A 14,971-nucleotide genomic window follows, 5' to 3' on the forward strand; every position below is an offset into this window, starting at 1 on the left:
TGACCGCGCTGACCGGCGCCCTGATCTTTCAGGGGGTAACCAGGAGGAGGGCGCCTACCGCGTCGACGAGTTCATCGACGCGTACGTCTTCCCCGACGGCGAGCTCGCGCCGGTCGGCCGTACCACCGCCACTCTCGAAGACGCCGGGTTCGAGGTCCGGGACATCGAGGCCATCCGCGATCACTACGCCCTCACCCTGCGCCGGTGGGTGGCGAACCTGGAGGCCCACTGGGCCGAGGCCAAGCGCCTCACCTCGCCCGGCCGCGCCCGTATCTGGCGGCTCCACATGGCGGCGTCCGCCATCTCCTTCGAGCGCAACAGGATCGGCGTCAACCAGGTCGTGGCCGTGAAGACGCCGGAGACGGGCGAGTCGAGAATGCCGCTGCGTGCCCGCACGTGGAATGAGCCGCTCACGCGCTGATATATCTTCGCGGTTCGGGCTCGGCTCGGCGGAGCCGCCGGGGAGCAGTCCCCCCCCCCGGCGGCTCCGCCTTCGCATATCCAGCGCGGCCGCCCGATTTGTCATGCGCGCGCTATTTATATTTGTACTGGAGGTCGGTGTGCACCGCCATCGCAGAACCTGGCTACTGGGCCTGGTTGTCGCCCTTATGTCCGTCGTCGCCGTTCCCACCCCGGCCGCCGCGGTCACCGTCACAACGGGCACCATCTTCAACGACCCGTCGGGCACCGTCGCTGATCAGGACCGGATCCGCGACTATCTCGTTTCGCTGATCGACGGCGCCCCCGCGGGCAGCTCGATCCGCGTGTCGATGTACACCTTCACCGACAACCCCGTCCGGGAAGCGCTCGTCGCGGCCAACGGGCGCGGCGTCTCCGTGCAGGTGATCCTTGACCACAAGTCGTCCGAGACCGTGACCGAGCACGGCGAGTACGAGAACCTCGTCGCCTGGCTCGGCACCGACCGCACCAAGCCGTCCTGGGTCCTGGACTGCGGCAAGGACCGGGGCTGCATAGGCACCCGGGTGCTCGGCGCCAGTGACACCGCGATCAACCACAACAAGTTCTTCACCTTCTCCCACACGGGAGGGGCGGACAACGTGGTGGTGCAGACCTCGGCCAATATGTCGGGCATCCAGCGCACCAACCTCTTCAACAACGCCGTGACGATCGTCGACAAGGGCCTCTACGACATCTACCAGGAGTACTTCGCCGACCATGTCACGCACGCCGCCGGACCGGGCCTGAGCCACTACTACAAGACGCCGATCAGCACCACCAACCCGGCGTACAAGGCGTACTTCTTCCCGCGCAAAGAGACGTCCGGAACCACCTACAAGACCGACCCCTCCACCGACACGATCAAGCTGATCCTCGACAACGTCGACTGCGCGGCGGGCTCCGAGGTGCGGATCGCGGCCAACCTCTTCTACCGCGACCACATCGCCACCAAGATGGTCCAGATGGTCGACGCGGGCTGCTCTGTCATCCTGGCCCACGACGCCGACCCGAACGGCGGCGGCCCCGGGGTCAACTCCATGGGCAAGACCGTCGAGGACATCCTCTACGGACAGCTCACCCAGCGCGTTCAGTGCTGGGAGAACCCGCCCGCCGGGCGCACCGGCAACATCGGGCAGCACTCCAAGTACCTGATCGTCAACGGCAAGTACGACGGTGTCGCCGGCAAGAAGATCGTCTGGACCGGCAGCCACAATTACTCCTGGCAGGCCCTGCGGCAGAACGACGAGACGCTGCTGAAGATCGACAACGCGGCGCTCTACGACCAGTACAAGGCCAATCACGCGAAGCTGATGAGCTACTGCGCGGGCACCTGAGACAACGGATGGGCCGGGCCCCGTTCGGGAGCCCGGCCCATCCTCGTTTCCGTACCGCTACTCGGTCTTGATCGCGTTCAGCATGTTGAGGCCTACGGCCGGCACGAGGCAGTGAACGGGAGTGCGCACGCCAGGAAGCTGTTCGCCGCAGCCTTGGCGTCCGGTGCCGTCGACGAGAAGGGGTGCGAGGCGTGTCCGACGGGCCACTTGTGCACCCGCACTGAGGACAGAACAGAGTGACAGGGCCTTCAGCTCGGGGATGGGGCAAGGCTGCTCCGCGTGCCTGTCCGCGCACTTCTGATACGAGTGGAAGCGAACGGAGTAGCGTTATGGAGCCACGACAGCTCGTCGTGTTCGCGGTTGCCTGTGGGTCAATCCCAGCGGAGATGCAAACGAATTGCAGTGCGTTGCTCGCACCAGGAAGGGCAGCCTGAGGTTCCCCTCGTAGCGTGGAGTCCGTGACTGCAGGGGAAGTTGAGAGTCATGGCGGAGAAGTGACGGGCGTTCAAGCCTGAGTTCCGTGAGGGGGCTGTACGGATCGTGACGGAGACCGGGAAGCCGATCCCCGAGGTCGCACAGGACCTGGGCATCAACGAGACCACGCTGGCGAGTTGAGTCTCCATCAACGAGACCACGCTGGCGAGTTGAGTCTCGCGGGCCAAGCAGGCCGGCAACGGTGGCCGGGGCGAGAGCGAGGCCGAGGAACTGGCCCGGCTGCGGCGGGAGAACACGCAGCTGAAGAAGGATAATAAGGACGTGTCCATGGAGCGTGATGTCCTCAACCGCTGCATGGTCCTGTGGGTGAAGTAGCTGCGGCGGACCCGGCCGTCGTGGCCGGGGTGATCAGCGACCAGAGGACCGAGCACAACATCCCGCACACCGTCTCCTGCCACGCGCTGGGCGTGAGTGAGTCGTGGTTCTACAAGTGGCGCAAGGCCGAGCCGACCGGGCGTGAGCTGCGCCGGAGCCAGCTGGAGGAGGCCATAGGGCAGATCCACCGCCTGATGCAAGATGGACCGCAGCCGCTGCACCGCCTGGCCTGCCATGGCCTGCCGGCTCAGTTCTCCGCCACAGCCACCATCGCCCACACGACCGTGATCACCGCCGCGCACAGCATCACCGCCCGTCCTCGCCCCAGTGCCGCTTCCCCCACCGGCCAGACGAACGCGGATGCGGAGCTGTCCGGCTGCGGCCCGGCGTGCCCCACCACCGAGTCGCCACTCCCCCGGCCCGGGCTGTCTGCCTGCCGCAGCAGCGCACACAACACGCAGTCGTCACCGCCATGCACCGGCGCATCCAGCCAGTACACACACGCCGACAACCCCGAAGCGATCTCACCGTGGGAACCTTCCATGCCCCACCAACGCCCCGGGGCCCGCGACAGGAACGCCACTGAGCAGTAGCGCAACCTCACTGAGACGCAGCCGTTAGCAAACAGCACACACGCCGGGCATCAGTTCTGCTCAAATGTGGCCAGCCCAGGTTCTTCGCCCACCCGGGCCGGCTCACCGGGCCTTCGTACGCCCCCACCGTCGAATCGCGTGACCGTCACGACGGCGCCGGGTCGCGGGGCACCTTCCTGCGGCGCAGCCATGCGCGCAGCCCCCGGGAGGTTTCCGGGAGAGGGAGAGGCAGAGGGCGACTGGTCTCCGGGCGTGGAGCGGGACGGTGGTCGCGCGCCTCGTCGAGGAGCAGAGCGAGGCTCACCCGCTGCCAGAGGATCTCGTCCGGGTCGTCGGCCGGCAGCAGCCGGTCCATGGCCTCGCGGGCGGCGGGTGATTCACCGTGGCGCCCCACAAGCCCTGGCCTGAGCTTGTTGAGGTAGGCGCGCTCGTAGGGGTCGTCGACGACCTCCGCGAGCTGGACGGGGTCGAGCGCGGAACTGGTGACCGCCGCCTGCTCCCACGGGTCCTCGGTCTGCCGCGTCAGCAGGCCGAGTCGTCGCCCCCGCCAGTTGCGAGCCCGTCGGTCCTCCCCCGCGTCGAGCACGGCGCGCATCCTCTGCGGGGACCTGCCGGTGAGCAGACCCGGCTCGCGAGTGGCGAACTCCTGCAGCTCTTCGGCGAGATACAGCCAGACGACCGCCCGGTAGCGGTTCAAGTAGAACTTGACCGGCGTGAGGTACCCAGCGCGGGCGAGCTTGCCGAACCGGACGGCGCTGACGCCCATCAACTGCGCGCCCTCGGTGGTGCCTACCGTCCGTACCCGCTCACGCAGGGTTTCCTGATTCCGGTCCGCCGCCCGGAGCCTGTCGATCTCCTCGCGGGCAACCCGGCGGTGGCTGCCGTCGGCGTCAACCGTGGTGCGGATATGGCCGAGCAGGACGGCGAGGTCGAACTCGCTGCGCTTCAGCCCCAGTTCCTGGGTGGCCCGTGCTGCGGACAGCGGCTTGCCGGCCTGCGTCACGACGGCGGCGCGGTGTGCTTCTTGTACGGCCATGATCGTCTCCCCGTGAGATGCGAATACTCTCGGTGACGACCGTAGCCTGGATGGCCCGCCACCCGCCCGGCCTGTGGATAACTTTCCGGCCGGGCGAGTACGCGCAGGTCAGAACTCGGTTCCGGTGGCAGTTCCCGGCTGCCTAGCGGCAACGCCGAGGTGCTCACCGACGCGGTTGACGAGCAGAGTCATCTCGTACGCGATCTGCCCGATGTCGGCTTCGGCGGCGCTCAGCACGCACAGACAGCTACCGTCGCCCGCCGCCATGACGAAGAGGACCCCCTCGTCGAACTCGACCATCGTCTGACGGACTTTCCCGGCCCGGAAGTGCCGGCCCGACCCCTTCGCGAGGCTGTGCAGTCCGGACGACACTGCGGCCAGATGCTCTGCGTCCTCCCGTGCCAGCCGCGTACTCGCCCCGGTCACCAGGCCGTCGTTGGACAGCACGAGTGCGTGCCGCACGTGCTCGACCCGGTTGGTCAGGTCGTCCAGAAGCCAGTCAAGTCCTTTGTTCAGCGCCATGTCGCGGCCCTCCCCGTTAATTTGTTCCCCGTTGCCCTGATCGAGGTCAACCCTTCCCCACTGACGTCGTCGCGGCAAGCACGTGTTCCGGGGTCAGCCGACGGTGTCGAGCAGCCGGGCGGTATGCATCCTTCCCGCGTACTCGACGAGACGTACCAGAACTTCCTTTCCCGAATCGCGGTCCCTCGCGTCACAGAGCACCACCGGTGTCCCCCGGTCGAGGTCGAGAGCACGCGATACGTCGTGCGCGCCGTAGGTCCGTGACCCGGCGAAGCAGTTGACCGCCACGACGAAGGGGATGTGGCGGTGCTCGAAGTAGTCCACGGCCGGGAAACAGTCCTCCAGGCGGCGGGTGTCCGCGAGGACAACGGCGCCCAGGGCGCCCTGGGACAGTTCGTCCCACAGGAACCAGAACCGGTCCTGTCCCGGCGTACCGAACAGATACAGCGACAGTCCGGACCGGATGGTGATGCGGCCGAAGTCCATGGCGACGGTCGTGGTGGTCTTCTGGTCGACGCCTCCGGTGTCGTCGACCGTCTGACCGGCCTCGCTGAGCTGTTCCTCGGTACGCAGCGGGCGGATCTCGCTGACGGCGCCGACAAGGGTGGTCTTACCGACGCCGAAGCCGCCGGCAACCAGAATTTTCAACGCGAGGGCGGCCGTCTGGTCGGCCTCGTCGTCAGAGCGCTCGTAGCCCATCGATCACTTCTCTCAGGAGACTGGGTAGTCGGCGGCAGTCGGGGCAGCGGGACGGTCGGGGCAATCAGCGCTAGAGCGCTCTCAGGCCCTCGATCACCTCTTTCAGGATCCGCTCGTCGGGCAGCTGCGCGGGCGGTACCGGCCTGCTGACCTTGACGTAGCCGGATTCGAGGAGGTCCCCGAGGAGTACGCGGACCACGCCGACCGGCAGGTCGGCGCCGGCCGACAGTTCGGCGACGGACTGGGTCTCCAGGCGGCACAGCGCCACCAGGGCGCGGTGTTCTGGGCCGAGCAGCGACTCCTCGGCGCTGCCCGGCGCGTTCTCGGCGAGGTCGACGAGCGCGATGAAGTCGAACCGTGCCCCGCTGGGCCCCGGTTCGGTCCTGCCGCCGGTCATCGCGTACGGGCGTACCAGGGGGCCTGCTTCGGCGTCGTACCAGTGGCTGCCCTGATGGGTGGGGTCGATGTCGGTGTCCCTGCCCTCGGTCATGTGCGGTGCCCGCCTTCTGTGCGGTCGTACGGTCAGCCCGCGGCCGGTGGCTGCGCGGAGAAGCGTGGCGGCGTGTACAGGTGCTCGCCCACCCGCTTGACCAGCCGGGCCATTTCGTAGGCGATCAGGCCGATGTCCGCCGTGGCGGAGCTCAGGACGGCGAGGCAGGAACCGTCGCCGGCCGCGGCGACGAACAGGAAGCCGTCGTCCATCTCCACCAGCGTCTGGCGTACGTCACCGACGCGGAAGTGGCGTCCCGCGCCCTTGGCCAGGCTGTGGAAGCCGGATGCGACGGCCGCCAGGTGCTCGGCGTCCTCGCGGTTCAGCGCGCTCGACGCGCCGACGGCCAGGCCGTCGTTCGACAGCACGACCGCGTGCCGCACGTCGCCCACCCTGCTCACCAGGTCGTCGAGCAGCCAGTCGAGTTCGCCGGATCCCGAACCGTGGGCGGTGCTGGCCCTCTCGTGCTCGATCATTCGTGGTCTCCTTCTCTGCCGCGGGTCCATCCGCTGCGGTAGGCCGTCATGCGGTCCCTCGCCTGTTCCGGGGTACGCCCTTGTGCGGCTCCGCCGGAGGAGGCCCCCGGCGGCGGAGTGGGCGGGTCGGGTGGTGCGGGTGCTTCGCGCAGTTGCGGAACGAGGCTGGCCTGCCGGACCCTTCGCGGGAGCCCGCCTTCGTCGTTCCCGCGACCGCCCGGTTCCGCGGTGCGGTTGTGCGGTCGCAGAGCGGTGACCCCCGCGGGCTGCTGCGACCGTTCCTTCGGCGGCGGCTGGGCCGCGAGAGCCGGGCGCGGCGCCTGCGCGGCGAAGGCGGTGGCGTTCGTACGGGAAGGGCGTGGTCCGGGCACGAGAGCGGGCCCGGACGGTGGTGCGGTTTCATCGCTCTTCGGCGGGCCGTCCTGGCGTTGCGCGCGGACCGCTGTCCGCTGTGCGCCTTCTCCCTTGGTGACGGCGCTCTGGAGCAGCGGAACGGGCAGGAGGACGACAGCTGTTGTCCCGCCGTACGGCGAGGTGCGCAGGTGGACTTTGATGTTGTGCCGGGCGGCGAGTCGGCTGACCACGAAGAGGCCGAGCCTGTCGCTGTCGAAGAGGTCCAGCGCTTCGGACTGTTCGATCCTCCGGTTCGCCTCGGACAGGGACTCCTTGCCCATGCCGAGTCCGCGGTCCTCGATCTCCAGGGCGTAGCCGTTGCCGACGGGCTCACCGGTGACGCGCACCTTGGTGTGCGGCGGCGAGAACTGGGCGGCGTTCTCGACAAGTTCGGCAAGGAGGTGCGTGAGGTCGGCGACGGCGCTGCCCGCGACGGCCGCTTCGGGCAGGTGGCGTACCTCCACGCGCGCGTAGTCCTCGATTTCGGACACGGCGGCGCGTACGACATTGGTCAGCGGTACGGGCATGCGCCAGGCGCGGCCGGGAGCCGCTCCGGACAGGATGATCAGGCTTTCCGCGTGCCTGCGCATCCGGGTGGTGAGGTGGTCGAGGCGGAAGAGGTCACCGAGTTCGCCCGGGTCGTCCGCGCGGCGTTCCATGCTGTCGAGCAGGTTGAGCTGGCGGTGGACGAGGACCTGGCTGCGCCTGGCGAGGTTGACGAAGATCCCTGACACGCCGCTGGCCAGTTCGGCGCGTTCCACGGCGGCGCTGACAGCTGCGCGGTGCACGGTGGCGAGGGCTTCGCCGACCTGGCCGATCTCGTCGTCGGCGGGCGGTCCCGGGGGAGCTTCCGTGTGGATGTCGATCTCTTCCCCGGCGCGGAGCCTGTCCATGGCGTGGGGCAGCTTGCGCCGGGCGATCTCCAGGGCGCCGTTGCGCAGGCTGATGAGTTCGACGACGAGTCCGCGGCCGATCCGTACGGAGATGACGAGGGAGGCCGCCACAGCCGCGAGTCCCAGGAGCACGGCGGCTCCCGCGGGCGTGAGCACGCCGCGGGCGAGTGGGGCGGCGCGGTCTGCGGCGTTCCTGTCGGCCTGCGTCTCGATGGCGCGCACGGAGCGCTGTACGGCGGTGTGCGCGGGCTCCCACTTGGCCGCGGTGACGGCTTGGGCGGCCTTCTTGCCGGGCTGCGCGGTGATCACCTTGTCCTCGGCGGCGAGTACGTCGTCGTACGCGCTCTTGCCGGTGAGTGCGCGCCAGGCATCGCGCTCGGAGTCCGGCAGGTCGACAACCGAGGATTCGGTCAGGGTCCTGCGAGTCTGTGCCGCTCCGGCGAACAGCCGTTGGCGCCGTACGTCGAAGGTGCGGCTGAGCTGCGCGGAGGAGAGCAACGCGTCCTCGCGTGCCAGCATTTCGCCGGCCCGGGCGAATTCGAGCAGGACGCGTGCGTCGGATCCGAGGCGGGCGTCCTGGATGCCGGTGAGCGCGCCTGTGACGGCGAACGCGTCCTGGATGGTCCGGGTGTACTGCTCGTACGTCTTGTCCCAGTCGGCGGTGCGGTCCAGGACGCCGGTGCGCAGGGTGGTCAGTCCGTCCGTGCCGGATACGAAGGTGCGGAGCCTGGTCGCCACTGTGTCCGGGAGGTCCGCGCCGTCGGCGACGGTGTGCTCGTCGTCGAGCCGGAGTGCGTCGGCCGCGCTGTCGGTGCGTTTGGCCTGCTGTTCCAGTGCGTCCGCGCGGTCGTCGTCGGGGGACGCGAGGTAGCGGACGGCGGCGCGGCGTTCGGCCTGGAGTTCGGCGACGGTGGTGGTGACGGGTATGCGTACCTCTTCGTCGACGCGTTGGAGCTGCTGCTGTCGGGCCACGTCCTGTGCCGTGGTGACGGTGGCGAAGGCCCAGAGTGCGAGCAGTGAGACGACGGGCACCATCAGCAGCGAGACGATCTTCGCCCGTACCGTTCTCGGGCGCAGCCGCCACCGTTCCCGTGGGGCGGCTGCGGGGCGCTCTCGGGTGCCGGCGCGTGGTTCCCGCCGGAGAGGCGCGTCGGTGTTCTCGTGGGCGGGGGGACCTGCGTGCGCCCGCCGTCCACGCGTCGGCGGCGCGGACCGGGTTGGTGTTTCTGCGCCCGGGGTCCTGCGGGGTTTGCGCATGGCCTCCTCGTTCCGGATTCGGGTCTGCTGCCTGAGTGGTGCGGTACGGCGGGCGGCCGGCGCTGTTCTAGGGAACGGCCGTTTCCGTCAGCCGCTCCGCGGAGGCGTAGGCGGCGCGCTCACGCGCCGTGGGTGAGAGGGCGACGAAGGCGGCGGTGAGGAAGAGGTACGACCCCAGGCCCACGGCAAGGGGGAAGATGAACTGCATGGCCGTGGCTCCGGGGAGTTCGCTGCCCGATGGACTGACCCGCACGCTGACGGCGGCCATTCCCGTGTAGTGCATGCTGCTGACCGCCACTCCCATGACGAGAGAGGCGACGGCGACAGCAACCGGCGATTTGATGTTCAGCGCTGCCCACAGTGCGGCGGTCGCGGCGACGACCGCGATGGCGACGGACAGGCCGACGAGCAGCGGGTCGTAGGAGACGGTGCCGTTGAGGCGCAGTGCGGCCATGCCGAGGTAGTGCATGCTCGCCACGCCAAGGCCCGTGGTGAGGCCGCCGAGGAGCAGCGCCCTGCCGCGGTCGCGGCCGTAGCCGACGGCGAACACGCCGGCGCCGACGACGAGCATCGCGACGATCAGGCTGAGGACGGTCAGTGGCACGTTGTAGTGGATTTCGGTTCCGGTGACGCCGAAACCGAGCATCGCGACGAAGTGCATCGTCCAGATGCCGGTGCCGAGGGCGGACGCGGCCGTGATCAGCCAATTGCGGCGGGAACGTCCGCTCGCTCCCAGCGCTCGTACGGTGCAGCGCAGGGCGAGGGCGGCGCCGATGGCGGCCATCGCGTACGACAGCACGGGTGTCAGCCAGCCGAAGGTGGCGTGGTCCAGGTGTCCCATGGCCCAGGGACGCTAGTCCCGAAGGGGGCGCACACTGGGAGCGCATTTCGAAAGCTGCCGGAATATGACAGAGATACGCTTCCGAACGACCGGACCGCGCTCGAACATGCGCACCGCACATGCTTGGGAGTCGCCGGAGTTTCGAAGAATCTGGGGGACGATGTGCGTATGGCCGATGACCACACGCACGTTCAGGAGTTCTTCACGGCTCGGGCCGCGGACTGGGACGCCCGTTTCCCGGACGACGGACCGGCCTACGCCGCCGCGGTGGCGGCCCTCGGGCTGCGGGCGGGTGACGCCGTGCTCGACGCGGGCTGCGGCACCGGGCGCGCACTGCCGTTCCTGCGTGACGCCGTGGGCCCGAAGGGCTCGGTGCTGGGTGCCGACGTGACGCCGGCGATGCTGGAGGCGGCGGTGCACGCGGGCCGCCATCGCGCGGCGCGGCTGCTGGTAGCCGATGTCGCCCGGCTGCCTGTACGGACGGGCGCCCTCGACGCCGTGTTCGCGGCCGGGCTGATCGCTCATCTCCCGCGACCGGCGGACAATCTGCGCGAACTGGCCAGAGTGGTGCGGCCCGGCGGTCTGCTGGCGCTGTTCCATCCCGTCGGCCGCGCTGCCCTCGCGGCCCGCCAGGGCCGGCAGATCACCCCGGACGATCTGCGGGCCGAGCCCAACCTCCGGCCGCTGCTGGCTGGTTCGGGGTGGCGGATGACGTCGTACGCCGACGAGAACGACCGGTTCCTGGCGCTGGCCGTCCGCCAGGACTGAGCCGGGAACCGTGCCGCCCGATCAGGTCACTCGGTGGCGGCCGCCGCCGGGCGCTCCGCGTGCGGAACCGGGCACCCACCCGTGCCGGGAGTCGGGAACGTCCCCAGGTTCGCGACCGTGTAGCCGCCGGGATAGCCCTTGATCTCGGGATTCTGCCGTGCGTAGTGCGGCCTGCTGCGCGGTGGCAGCAGGCGCACGGCGCGGGCGCGCAGCCGCAGGGCTCCCCTGACCAGCGCCCGCGCGACGGGCGCCGGGGTGTCGTAGCGGAAGGCTCGCAGGAGCGCGTCGTCGAGGAGCGCGAGGCTCGCGCCGCGCACCAGCGGTGCGAGGGGGCGCGGATACCAGGACGCCATGAGCGCGAGCGTCGCGTCCGAGACCTTACGCGCCCCCTCGTCCCAGCCGAACTGCTCGGCCTCGTACGTGTCGAGACAGCGCTCGAACTCCTCGAAGGACTGCGGAATGTCCTTGATACCCATGTGCGTGCCGAGGTGCAGGTAGTACGCGGAAGACGCCCGGAGTTCGTGGTCGGACAGCCGTCGCCAGCCGTAGGAGTCGATCCAGCGCTTCGGCATGACGACGAACGTGCACAGCACGTAGCGCATGTCCTCGTTGCTGATCTCGTAGCTGCGGTGCATCTGGTTGATGCGGCGGATGGCGGTGCGGCCGTCCTCGGTGTCGAAGCCGTGCTCCACGACGGTGTCCAGGAGCAGCGCGGTGTCGTCGTAGCGCTTCTGGGAGCGGTCCGTCAGCTCTGCCGTTTCGGCAAGGAGGCGGCCGATGCTGGGCACCGCGTACGTGCGATAGAGGGCCAGTTCCAGTGCACGTGTGTAGTCCCAGGGGAACTCGTACGTCGCGGTGAGCCGGTAGATCGTCAGGAAGTCCTTCTCCGGGTCCAGCCGCTGGATCTCCCGCAGCCGGTCGTAACGCTTCAACGCACCGTCCCCCTTCTGTCGCCCGGCGTCCAACTCTACGTTGGGAGTGCACACATGAAGGATCCGTGATCGAACCACTCAGGGGGAAGGTGGCCCACGTGTCGGACAGCGTATGGGACAGACTCCGGAAGCTCTTCGGGCCGCGTCCGGGCGGTGTGCCGCGGGCACACCCACAAACGCGGCAGCACAACATCTTCGAGGCCGCCGCGGCCTACGTGTCCGCGTGCGCGGAGGACGACGAGTCCCGTATCGAGGAGGCGGCCGGCTGGGTCTCGCCGGAGGCGCTCTCCTTCGGTGTCAATGAACTGGCCTGCCGGGCGGTCATCGCGCTGGCGCGGGAGCGCGGCGAGTCACCGCACAGCGTGGCCCGTGGCCTCCTCGGTCTCCCGGCAGCGTGACGTCGCGTTCTTTCGCCCCGTGGACCTCGACGACGGGGTTACTCACTGGTTAGGGTGCGCCGACAACCGATCCGATGGGATGAGGAGGGCGCCGTGACCGGGCCGGACACTGCCGAGGACGCCGAGGACGCACTGTTCGTGCTGACCGCGGTGCTGCTGACGCCCGCGCAGTTCCCGAGCGTGCTCGGTGACGACTATCCCGAGGCCTGTGCGGCGCTCGGTCTGGAACCGTACGCCGACGGGTACGGGCTGGTGCTCGGCCAGGACGGCACGGGCGCACGGTGGACCGTCGTGATCGACGACGTGTCGCTGGTGGCGGTCGCCATCGCGTCCTGGGACTGCGGTATGGAGTACGACCTGTCGCCCGACGAGCGCACAGTCGTCGCCGGTCTGCCGGGCTGGCCGCTCGCGCTCGCGGTGGCCGCTCCCGGCATACCGGAACCGCACGACCCCCTTCCCGAGAACGGACCTGACGGCGCGAGCGGGCCGTCGCCTCTCGCGCCGCCCGACACCGACGGATGGGGGCCCGCCCAGCGGCGGCTCGGTGCCGACGAGATCGCGCTCCAGTGGGCGACCTGGCGCGAGCAGATCGACGACGAGGAGACTTTCGTGGCTCCGGGTGACAAGCCGCATTCCGGTGTGCGGCGTGTGATCAAGGAGCTGCACGGCTATGTCGACGCCCCACCGCCGCCCGGACGGGTGCGCTCGACCTTCGCGTCAGGCGACGCCCGCACGCTGCGCGCCGACGGTCCCGGCTGGTCCGTTGTGGCCAGGACCGACGACATCGCTTTTGTGCTGTTGGACGAGGAACCGGGCGAGGTTCTTCCGGTCGGCCGGGGTCCCGAGCTGCCCAGTCTGCTGGAGGCCCTAGACAAGATGGCCGTACGGCCTGCCTGAGGGCCGCCCCTGCCGCTCAGTACACGTATCCCCGGATCGATGCTGCCAGGCCGTCGTACGCCCCGCTGCGCACACCAGGGCCAGGGCGAGTTGTCCGGCCGCTCCCGATCCGTGGCCACGCAGGAGGCGTGAAACGTCGAGGGCCGCAGCCGAGCAGTCCGGGCGCTGGGCATCGAGGTGGAACGAGCCGGGCCGCTTCTGGACCGCCGTGGCGCTCGCGCACTGACCGCATCAGCGAATCGGCGAGTGCGGTGCGACGTCCGGACCTGAGCACGCGATACGTCTCGTGGCGTACGACGCTGGTGTCGTGCAGTGCGAGTGCGGTCAGGGCCTGTTCGTGGAGCGGCAGGCGAATGGCGGCGGAGAGCGCACGGCGGCGCAGGAGGGGGTCTGCGAGGGCCCGGGAGACGGTGTCGATGTCGCGCGGCACGCGACGGCGAGGAACAGGGCCGTGTGGCGTTCCTCGGGGTCCCCGGCGTCGAGCGTGGAGTGCGGTGCCGCGTATGCGTCCGGGGCCAGTGCCCGGCCGTACCGGGCCAGAGCGCCCCTACGGGAGGGGAACGGCAGGGAGTCGAAGTGAGCACTCAGCCAGCCGGGAGAAGGATCGTGAGGCCCCCTTTCCGGTCTTCATGCGGCCATCGTCACAGCGAACTGATCTACGGGCAGGCGGTTTCGTGGACGGCACCCATGTGGGGGCCCCGCGCCGTGTGGGCCGGGCCCATGGCCGGACCGGGCGCTGCCACAGCACGATGTGGCGCTGCGCCCTTCTTCCCGCAGCGAACCCGGAGGTTTCCCATGCGCCCGTCCAGAGGCGTCCCGCTCGTCGCCGCACTTCTCATGGTGCTGACCACCGTCGGCTCCGCCGGCGCGGCAGCCCCTGCTCCCGCGTCCGGTTCCTGCGCGGGGAAGGACCGTCCGGCCGTGCCGGGAGCGGAACGTCAACGCGTGGCCTGTCTGCCGGACTTGACCACCACGGGGCTGGCCGGCACGGCGTACACCGACACCGCCGATCAGGTGGGGCTGTCCGCGAAGGGCACCAAGAACCCTTCCGGGGTGCCGGGCCTGCAGATCGACGGCTACTTCCCCGATGATTCGCGCTTCAACGCCACCCACGGGTGGCGGCACGACGCCCAGTTCGTCATCCGGATGCCCGATCGCTGGAACGGCGGTCTTGTCGTCACGGGTGCGCCCGGCACGCGCAAGCAGTACGCGACCGACGCCCTCATCTCCGACCAGGTGCTCGCTCAGGGCTACGCGTACGCGGCGACCGACAAGGGGAACAGTGGCCCCGACTTCTTCACGGACGGCAAAAGGCCCGGCGACGCGGTGGCGGAGTGGAACCGGCGTACCACGGAGCTGACGCGTGCGGCTCGCAGGACCGTCGCGCGGTGGTACGGGCACGCGCCCCGCCGGACGTACATGACGGGCATCTCCAACGGCGGCTATCTGACCCGCTGGCAGCTCGAGAACCATCCCGGGCTCTACGACGGCGGGGTGGACTGGGAGGGCGCTCTGTGGACCGCCGACGGCGGGGGGCTTTTGGGCTCCCTGCCGGTCGCCGTCGCCCGGAGCCTGGGCCGGGCAGAGGACGAGGATCTTCTGAAGGCGGGCTTCGCGCCGGGGTCGCGGTTCCTGTGGCCGTACCACGAGAAGGCGTACTGGGGGCTGACCCAGAAGATCTACCGCGCCGAGTTCGATCCGTCGTACGACCCGGCCTGCCCAGGGTCATCGGCCGGTACGACGCTGCCGGAGATCCTTGCGCCCTGTGCGTCGGACGCGGAGTACGACTACGCCGCGCGCCCCGACGCCGTACACCGGGCCGTTGGGCGGGTCGCGCTGACGGGGCGGATCGGCAAACCGCTGATCACGTTGCACGGTGATCTGGACACGCTGCTGCCGATCGCCACCGACTCCGACGTGTACGAGCGGATGGTGGCAGGACGGGGTCGCGACCGGCTGCACCGCTACTACACCGTCGAGGGCGGCACCCATGTCGACTCGCTCTACGACACGTATCCGCAGCGGCTGCGGCCGGTCCTGCCTTGCTATCGCTCCGCGTTCACGGCGCTCGCGGCGTGGGTGGAGGACGGCAGCGCCCCGCCCACGGACCGGACGATCCCCAGGCCCGCGAGCGGTGATGTGGTCAACTCCTGCGCACTGGGCTGAGCCGGGG

The 14,971-nt window shown here is 69.6% G+C and carries 14 protein-coding genes and 2 pseudogenes; 8 read left to right on the plus strand and 8 right to left on the minus strand.

The genetic code is table 11. From position 1 onward, the window contains the following. Window positions 1-40: 40 nt before the first annotated feature. From ABZX79_RS24710 to ABZX79_RS24725, 4 genes and pseudogenes are all read left to right on the plus strand, one after another. Window positions 41-421, plus strand: a pseudogene (locus tag ABZX79_RS24710) (class I SAM-dependent methyltransferase); the annotation flags it as partial. A gap of 139 nt (window positions 422-560) precedes the next feature. Next, window positions 561-1,793 carry a phospholipase D-like domain-containing protein gene (locus tag ABZX79_RS24715; protein ID WP_355261630.1) on the plus strand — a complete coding sequence of 411 codons (1,233 nt, stop codon included), beginning with the start codon at window positions 561-563 and terminating at the stop codon, window positions 1,791-1,793. A 513-nt stretch (window positions 1,794-2,306) separates the two neighbouring features. After that, a pseudogene (locus ABZX79_RS24720) lies at window positions 2,307-2,408 on the plus strand (transposase); the annotation flags it as partial. A gap of 182 nt (window positions 2,409-2,590) precedes the next feature. After that, a complete protein-coding gene (locus ABZX79_RS24725; protein ID WP_355261633.1) occupies window positions 2,591-3,196 on the plus strand; it encodes a hypothetical protein in 606 nt (201 codons plus the stop codon). 145 nt (window positions 3,197-3,341) lie between these two features. Here the strand turns inward: ABZX79_RS24725 and ABZX79_RS24730 are convergent, their stop codons facing one another. From ABZX79_RS24730 to ABZX79_RS24760, 7 genes are all read right to left on the minus strand, one after another. Continuing rightward, the gene (locus ABZX79_RS24730; RefSeq protein ID WP_355261636.1) at window positions 3,342-4,232 is read right to left on the minus strand and encodes a DUF6397 family protein; all 891 of its coding nucleotides are present in this window, start codon (window positions 4,230-4,232) and stop codon (window positions 3,342-3,344) included. A 108-nt stretch (window positions 4,233-4,340) separates the two neighbouring features. Then, on the minus strand, window positions 4,341-4,754 hold the full coding sequence (locus ABZX79_RS24735) for a roadblock/LC7 domain-containing protein (protein ID WP_355261639.1): 414 nt from the start codon (window positions 4,752-4,754) through the stop codon (window positions 4,341-4,343). Between the two features lie 93 nt (window positions 4,755-4,847). Then, window positions 4,848-5,453: an ATP/GTP-binding protein gene (locus ABZX79_RS24740; protein ID WP_355261642.1), complete on the minus strand. Its 606-nt coding sequence runs from the start codon at window positions 5,451-5,453 to the stop codon at window positions 4,848-4,850. A gap of 70 nt (window positions 5,454-5,523) precedes the next feature. Beyond that, entirely contained in the window at window positions 5,524-5,943 is a 420-nt protein-coding gene (locus tag ABZX79_RS24745; protein WP_355261645.1) for a DUF742 domain-containing protein, read from the minus strand. A gap of 32 nt (window positions 5,944-5,975) precedes the next feature. After that, complete coding sequence (locus ABZX79_RS24750; RefSeq protein ID WP_355261648.1) at window positions 5,976-6,419, minus strand: roadblock/LC7 domain-containing protein; 444 nt, start codon at window positions 6,417-6,419, stop codon at window positions 5,976-5,978. Next, complete coding sequence (locus ABZX79_RS24755) at window positions 6,416-8,962, minus strand: nitrate- and nitrite sensing domain-containing protein (RefSeq protein WP_355261651.1); 2,547 nt, start codon at window positions 8,960-8,962, stop codon at window positions 6,416-6,418. Before ABZX79_RS24755 ends, ABZX79_RS24750 begins: the two co-directional genes overlap by 4 nt. Window positions 8,963-9,029: 67 nt before the next feature. Beyond that, the gene (locus tag ABZX79_RS24760; RefSeq protein ID WP_355261654.1) at window positions 9,030-9,803 is read right to left on the minus strand and encodes an MHYT domain-containing protein; all 774 of its coding nucleotides are present in this window, start codon (window positions 9,801-9,803) and stop codon (window positions 9,030-9,032) included. 168 nt (window positions 9,804-9,971) lie between these two features. Between ABZX79_RS24760 and ABZX79_RS24765 the strand changes: the two genes are divergently transcribed. After that, a complete protein-coding gene (locus tag ABZX79_RS24765; protein ID WP_355261657.1) occupies window positions 9,972-10,571 on the plus strand; it encodes a class I SAM-dependent methyltransferase in 600 nt (199 codons plus the stop codon). Window positions 10,572-10,597: 26 nt separating this feature from the next. Here ABZX79_RS24765 and ABZX79_RS24770 read toward each other — a convergent pair whose 3' ends face one another. Further along, on the minus strand, window positions 10,598-11,503 hold the full coding sequence (locus tag ABZX79_RS24770) for an oxygenase MpaB family protein (protein ID WP_355261660.1): 906 nt from the start codon (window positions 11,501-11,503) through the stop codon (window positions 10,598-10,600). Window positions 11,504-11,658: 155 nt separating this feature from the next. Between ABZX79_RS24770 and ABZX79_RS24775 the strand changes: the two genes are divergently transcribed. The 3 genes from ABZX79_RS24775 (at window position 11,659) to ABZX79_RS24785 (ending at window position 14,964) form a co-directional block, all read left to right on the plus strand. Beyond that, window positions 11,659-11,901, plus strand: a complete 243-nt coding sequence (locus ABZX79_RS24775; RefSeq protein ID WP_355261879.1) for a hypothetical protein — start codon at window positions 11,659-11,661, stop codon at window positions 11,899-11,901. Window positions 11,902-11,994: 93 nt separating this feature from the next. Continuing rightward, window positions 11,995-12,798 (plus strand): hypothetical protein, encoded by an 804-nt coding sequence (locus ABZX79_RS24780; RefSeq protein WP_355261662.1) that lies wholly within the window; start codon window positions 11,995-11,997, stop codon window positions 12,796-12,798. Between the two features lie 795 nt (window positions 12,799-13,593). Next, entirely contained in the window at window positions 13,594-14,964 is a 1,371-nt protein-coding gene (locus ABZX79_RS24785; RefSeq protein WP_355261665.1) for a tannase/feruloyl esterase family alpha/beta hydrolase, read from the plus strand. The last annotated feature ends 7 nt before the right edge of the window (window positions 14,965-14,971 follow it).

The sequence above is a fragment of the Streptomyces sp. NPDC002994 genome, from assembly GCF_040611155.1.
Taxonomy (GTDB): Bacteria; Actinomycetota; Actinomycetes; order Streptomycetales; family Streptomycetaceae; genus Streptomyces.